Source organism: Rhodococcus sp. 5A-K4, assembly GCF_046097995.1.
Classification (GTDB): domain Bacteria; phylum Actinomycetota; class Actinomycetes; order Mycobacteriales; family Mycobacteriaceae; genus Rhodococcus_F; species Rhodococcus_F erythropolis.
In genome coordinates, this window is record NZ_JBJURM010000064.1 from 1 (window position 1) to 5,350 (window position 5,350).

The window sequence follows — 5,350 nt, forward strand, 5'->3', positions numbered from 1 at the left end:
GTTGGGGGGCTTTCTCGTACCCAAAACACCCTGAAACATCCCGTCGCCGGCACCCCCGGATCGAGTGAACGGTACGTTCGTCGCCTCAGATCGACCGAACGTACCGTTCACACCATCACGAGCGGAAGCACGACTGACGACGACGGCCGCTTTGCCCTGATCAGTCGATGCCGTCGGCGGTGGCAGTTGCATACTTCGGCCGGCCAGTGGGCAGATACCGCTGGATCGTCACGCCCTTTGGTGTGGCTCGCGATTCGGCCAGCTCGAGTGCGATATCCGGTCCGGTATCGGGAAAGAGTCGTGTGCCCTGGCCTACGACCACCGGAACGATCAGCAGGATCATCTCGTCGACGAGATCGTTCGCGAGAAGCCAGCGGCACAACTCGCCACTGCCGTGCACCTGAAGCTCGCCGCCGGGTCTGGCTTTCAATTCGCCGATCGCTGTGGCGGTGTCAGCTGAAAGGGCCGTGGTGTTCTTCCATTGCGGATCGGTGACCGTTTTCGAGGCAAGATACTTGGGCCGCGTATTCAAGGCGCTTGCGATCGGGTTGACCTCTGGATTCTCGAACGCGCCCCAATAACCGGCGAAGATGTCGTAAGTCCGCCGACCGAACAGGAAGGCGTCGGCGCGCTGGTAGACCTGGACAAGGTAAGACATGGCTTCTGTGTCCACCAGTGGCGCGGACCATCCGCCGCGTTCGAATCCGCCGCGTCGATCTTCGTCCGGCCCACCGAGTCCTTGCATCACCCCGTCGAGAGTGACGATGGTGAATGTCGTCAGTTTCATAATCGTACCCATCTCCCCGGCATCGTCGGATTTCCGCTGTTTCGATATAGACCGTCGGGACGCGGGAAAATCATCGAGCGAACGTGGCGTTCATCGCCTTGGATCGACCGAACGTGCCGTTCGCTCAAGGTGGGCGGTGAGATCAGGGCTGAACGGGCACAGAGTCTGCCGGGGTGGACTCGGACTCCAAGGCGTCGCAGGGAATCGCGAGCTCGGTCTGTTCGAGGCGGCCACGAAGGGTGATGTTCTCGGTGATCGACCACTGTGCGGCTTCGGCGCTGTCAGCGGCGGCTACAGCCCGTCCGGACGCGGCGAGGCTACCCGGGACCGTCTTGGCGACCTCGGACAGTCGCGCTGCTTCGTTGACGGGATCACCGATGACGGTGTATTCGAATCTTTCTCGCGCACCGACGTTTCCGGCAACGGCAATTCCCGCAGCGACGCCGATTCCCGCGCTCACTTCCGGAACTTCGGCACGCAGGCGCTGCTGAATCTTGCGGGCGGCGGCGAGTGCACTGCCGGCGTGATCGTCGAGTGTCGTCGGCGCTCCGAAGATCGCCAGCGCTGCGTCGCCCTCGAACTTGTTGACGAATCCGCCGTGTGCATCTACCTCGTCGACGATGACGTCGAAGAATCGGTTGAGTAGAGCGACCACCGCGGTAGGGGAGTTGGTGGCCGCGATCGTGGTCGAGCCGATGACGTCGACGAAGAGAACGGCAACGTCGCGTTCTTCACCGCCGAGTTCCGGGTTTCGGCGAACCGCGTTTGCGGCAACCTCGTGTCCGACGTGGCGCCCGAAGAGGTCGCGAATCCTCTCGCGCTCGCGCAGGCCCTCGGCCATGCGATTGAAGCCGGTCTGCAGCAGTCCCAATTCGGTCCCGTCGTACACGACGACGGACGCGGTGAGGTCGCCACGGGTGACTTGCTCCATGCCTCGGCGTACGGACCGAATGGGGGCCGCGGCTGATCGGATGTTGATGTACGTCAGCCCGAGTCCGACGCACAGAGTGATCCCGCCGATGACGAGGATCGCGGTTGCGAGGGCTTGCCACGAAGCAGGCCGGATGAAGCTGAAGACCGCTACGAGCATCAAGCCGGTGACGGGGACTCCGCTTCCGAGCAGCCAGACGAGGATTGTCCGGCCGGTCAGTCCGAGAACGGCAGCCTTGCGGGGTGCTCCGGATTCGAGTGCACGCGCAGCAATAGGGCGCAGTGCGAACTCGCTGAGCAGGTAGCAGAAAGCACAGGTGGTGATACCGCTGAAAGCCACGGTGAACAGAACTTTCGGAATGGTGTCGGGGTCGACGATTCCGTACATGGTCGTGAAGGTGATGAGCGCGGCCGTCCACAGGACGGCTTGCACTCGGGTCAGTCGCCACGGCCCGCGCAACGCCGCGCGTTGATTCTGCTCGGTTGGCCGGTGATCCTCGGTGGCCCACCGGAGATCCCTCATGAGGCGTTTGGTGCCCCACAGAAGTCCGATGAGAAAGACACACCCGATGAAGACGGGTACGGCAATAAAGTTGATCCACGCGAATTCGGGGTGGATGATCTCGGGTCCGGGAACCACGAATCCGACGAGCACGATCGCCAGCACCGCTCCGATCAGGTTGGTGACCAGGAGAGGGGCGGTGAGTAGTGCCTGGACGCGGATTCGGCGGCGCCTGGGGCTTTCGTCGGTGGATCCGAGCAGCCACGACCCCAGGGGCGCACTCGGGACACGGCTTCGCTGCATAGTGTGTCGAGAGTAGTCGTAATGATCGCTTAGGGTGGTCCGGTGCGCCTAGTTATTGCTCGTTGCCGTGTCGATTATGTGGGACGCCTGACCTCCCACCTCCCTACCGCAAGACGACTGCTGTTGGTGAAGGCCGACGGTTCGGTCAGCATTCATGCCGATGACCGGGCGTACAAGCCGCTGAACTGGATGAGTCCGCCGTGCTGGTTGGTCGAGACCACCGGCGACAGCGACGACATCTTGTGGGTCGTCACCAACAAGGCGGGCGAGGAGCTTCGGATCACTCTCGAAGAGGTCGAGCACGATTCGTCGTATGAACTCGGTCTCGATCCGGGATTGATCAAGGACGGTGTCGAGGCACACCTTCAAGAACTTCTGGCGGAGCATGTCGAGACACTCGGCCCCGGCTACACGTTGGTGCGGCGCGAGTACATGACGGCCATCGGGCCGGTCGACCTTCTGGTCCGTGACGCGGACGGTGCATCGGTGGCGGTGGAGATCAAGCGCCGCGGCGAGATCGACGGCGTCGAGCAGTTGACGCGGTACCTGGAGTTGCTCAACCGCGATCCTCTGCTCGCGCCGGTTACGGGAGTTTTTGCAGCGCAACAGATCAAGCCGCAGGCAAAGACTTTGGCCAACGACCGTGGGATCCGTTGCCTGGTCTTGGACTACGAGGCCTTGCGTGGTACCGAAAGCACCGAGTTCCGACTTTTCTGACGCTGTTTAGACTCGAACCATGCCGCGCCGCAAACCTTCGCCGAAGCAATCCCGTCGAACGGATACTCGGCGTGCTCGGGATTCGAGCGCGGAATCGCAGTCACCCAGTGGTGTGTTGTTCGGCGGGGCGCTGGTCCGGGAGGAGCCAGGGCCGGGCGGTGAAATGTACATGGTGAGGCCGATACCCGGCTCCAACGCGACGAAGTTCTATCGCTGCCCCGGTTGTGATCACGACATCAGGCCCGGTGTCGCTCATTTAGTGACGTGGCCTTCGGAACCGGGCGGCGCGAACGAACGTCGACACTGGCACACCGGATGCTGGTCAGGCCGCGGAACTCGCAGCCTGACCAGACGGTGGTCCTGAGCGTCGATCAGTTCCGGGACTGGGCTCGCTGCTCGACGGCGCGGGTGTCGATCTCGGCGGTGTTGGTCTCGTCCGAGTCTTCGAGCACATCGTCTTCGTCGATACTCGGTTCTGAGTCGACCGGATCGGAGTCGGCCTTCTTGTCTTCGATCTCGAGATCTTCCTCGGCTTCGACGATGACCGGAGCGGGCGGTGCATCGAGGAGTTCGCTCTCCCGATTGACCGATGCGAGCATGGCCGGAACCGAATCGAGTTGTCCCCGAATGCCCAAGAGCTGAGCCAGAATTCGACCACGGAGAACACGCAGTTCTTCGGTGAGTTCCTTCGCGTGAGCGATCTTGCGCTCGGACTGATCGGTGGCGGCCTGCAGCCTGCGCTGAGCCTCGTGCGACGCATCGGAGAGTCGACGCTCGGCCTCTGCCTTGCTCGACGACTCCAGGTCGTTGACGGCGGCGACGACCTTGGCGCGACGCTCGGACATCGAGATGTCGAAGTCTTCGCGGATCTGAGTGCGCTTGGCCTCGGACTCGGCAGCCAGGCGATCCCGCTCGGCCTGTGCGGCTTCGACGATCCGGGCGGCTTCGGTACGGGCCTGCGCCATGGTCTGCTCGTGCATGGTTTCCATCGCATTGCGACGGTCCTCGAGTTCGGCGATCAGCGACTCGTAGTGTCCGCGCAGGCGGGCGCCGTCCTGTTCGGCGATGGAGGTCATCTCGGCTGCGTCGGCCTCGGCCTTCGCGCGCACCTCGGAAGCCTCGTCGGAGGCAAGGCGCAGCATGCGGCTGATGCGATCGCTCATGCCCTCCGCAGTGGTGGGCGGTACCGAGAGGCGGTCGACGTCCTTGCGGAGGTCGTCGATGTCGTCGCGTGCATCGTCGAGCTGCTTGGCAAGGTCACGGGCCTGCGCAGCGGCAGCATCACGATCGGCCGCGGTAACTCGCAGCTCCGCGTCGAATCGCTCGAAGTAGTTACGTACCTCGTCGCGGTCGTATCCCTTCCGTGCGATCTGGAACGGAAGTTGGATCGAACCGCGGTCCTGCTCGTATGCCATGGCGACAATCTACCTGGCATACGAGCTGGAGTCGGGTCTGCTAGTGGCTCGCGTCGGGTTCGACCAGTTCCACCAGGACGCCGCCGGCGTCCTTCGGGTGAATGAAGTTGATGCGCGAGTTGGCCGTACCGCGTCGGGGAGCGTCGTACAGCAACCGAACGCCGCGCTCGCGAAGCTCGGCGGAGATGGCGTCGATGTCGGTGACCCGGTAGGCGAGCTGCTGCAGTCCGGGGCCGCTTCGGTCGATGAACTTGGCGATGGTCGAGTTCTCGTCCAGTGGTGCGAGCAGCTGAACGGCAGTGGATCCGGCGGGGGAGCCGACGACGGAGAGCATGGCTTCGCGCACGCCCTGCGATTCGTTGATTTCCTCGTGGGTCGACACCATGCCCAGGTGCTGCGTGTACCACGCGATTGCCGCGTCGAGATCGGGCACCGCGATTCCGACGTGATCGATCGCGACGACGAGGTCGGACGACAAAGGTGCGAGTGCAGAACTGGGGGAGGTCTGTGTCATACCTTTCACGGTAGCGCTACCGTTTGAGGAGTACACGTCGGGATGTGACTTGGCTCTTAGGCCGCACGGAACCGACGACTATGTCTCTTTTGCAGCCGGAGGAAATCGTGACCAGTTCTGTGATTGTTGCGGGAGCTCGTACCCCGATGGGTCGACTCCTCGGATCGTTGAAAGACCTCTCC

Annotated in this window: 6 protein-coding genes; 2 read left to right on the plus strand and 4 right to left on the minus strand. The window is 63.0% G+C overall.

Annotation, left to right across the window (positions count from 1 at the left end; all coding sequences use genetic code 11):
* Positions 1–160: 160 nt before the first annotated feature.
* Both ACKAMS_RS33460 and ACKAMS_RS33465 read right to left on the minus strand, forming a co-directional pair.
* On the minus strand, positions 161–787 hold the full coding sequence (locus tag ACKAMS_RS33460) for a dihydrofolate reductase family protein (RefSeq protein ID WP_153212989.1): 627 nt from the start codon (positions 785–787) through the stop codon (positions 161–163).
* Between the two features lie 142 nt (positions 788–929).
* On the minus strand, positions 930–2,522 hold the full coding sequence (locus tag ACKAMS_RS33465) for an adenylate/guanylate cyclase domain-containing protein (RefSeq protein ID WP_408990106.1): 1,593 nt from the start codon (positions 2,520–2,522) through the stop codon (positions 930–932).
* Between the two features lie 42 nt (positions 2,523–2,564).
* On the opposite strand from ACKAMS_RS33465, the gene nucS reads away from it, so the two are divergent.
* Together nucS and ACKAMS_RS33475 are read left to right on the plus strand one after the other, a co-directional pair.
* Positions 2,565–3,239, plus strand: a complete 675-nt coding sequence (gene nucS / locus ACKAMS_RS33470; RefSeq protein ID WP_003945160.1) for an endonuclease NucS — start codon at positions 2,565–2,567, stop codon at positions 3,237–3,239.
* Positions 3,240–3,258: 19 nt separating this feature from the next.
* Positions 3,259–3,603, plus strand: coding sequence for an ATP/GTP-binding protein (locus ACKAMS_RS33475; protein ID WP_151532167.1), 345 nt, complete (start codon positions 3,259–3,261; stop codon positions 3,601–3,603).
* A 7-nt stretch (positions 3,604–3,610) separates the two neighbouring features.
* Here ACKAMS_RS33475 and ACKAMS_RS33480 read toward each other — a convergent pair whose 3' ends face one another.
* Both ACKAMS_RS33480 and mce read right to left on the minus strand, forming a co-directional pair.
* The gene (locus ACKAMS_RS33480) at positions 3,611–4,654 is read right to left on the minus strand and encodes a hypothetical protein (protein ID WP_019749164.1); all 1,044 of its coding nucleotides are present in this window, start codon (positions 4,652–4,654) and stop codon (positions 3,611–3,613) included.
* A gap of 40 nt (positions 4,655–4,694) precedes the next feature.
* Entirely contained in the window at positions 4,695–5,168 is a 474-nt protein-coding gene (gene mce / locus ACKAMS_RS33485) for a methylmalonyl-CoA epimerase (RefSeq protein WP_020723660.1), read from the minus strand.
* Between the last annotated feature and the right edge of the window lie 182 nt (positions 5,169–5,350).

What these genes read in the sequence shown, in the direction of transcription:
- mce (WP_020723660.1), bottom strand. Translation starts at nt 5,168, where the DNA reads ATGACACAGACCTCCCCCAGTTCTGCACTCGCACCTTTGTCGTCCGAC.
- ACKAMS_RS33475 (WP_151532167.1), top strand. Translation starts at nt 3,259, where the DNA reads ATGCCGCGCCGCAAACCTTCGCCGAAGCAATCCCGTCGAACGGATACT.
- ACKAMS_RS33480 (WP_019749164.1), bottom strand. Translation starts at nt 4,654, where the DNA reads ATGGCATACGAGCAGGACCGCGGTTCGATCCAACTTCCGTTCCAGATC.
- ACKAMS_RS33460 (WP_153212989.1), bottom strand. Translation starts at nt 787, where the DNA reads ATGAAACTGACGACATTCACCATCGTCACTCTCGACGGGGTGATGCAA.
- ACKAMS_RS33465 (WP_408990106.1), bottom strand. Translation starts at nt 2,522, where the DNA reads ATGCAGCGAAGCCGTGTCCCGAGTGCGCCCCTGGGGTCGTGGCTGCTC.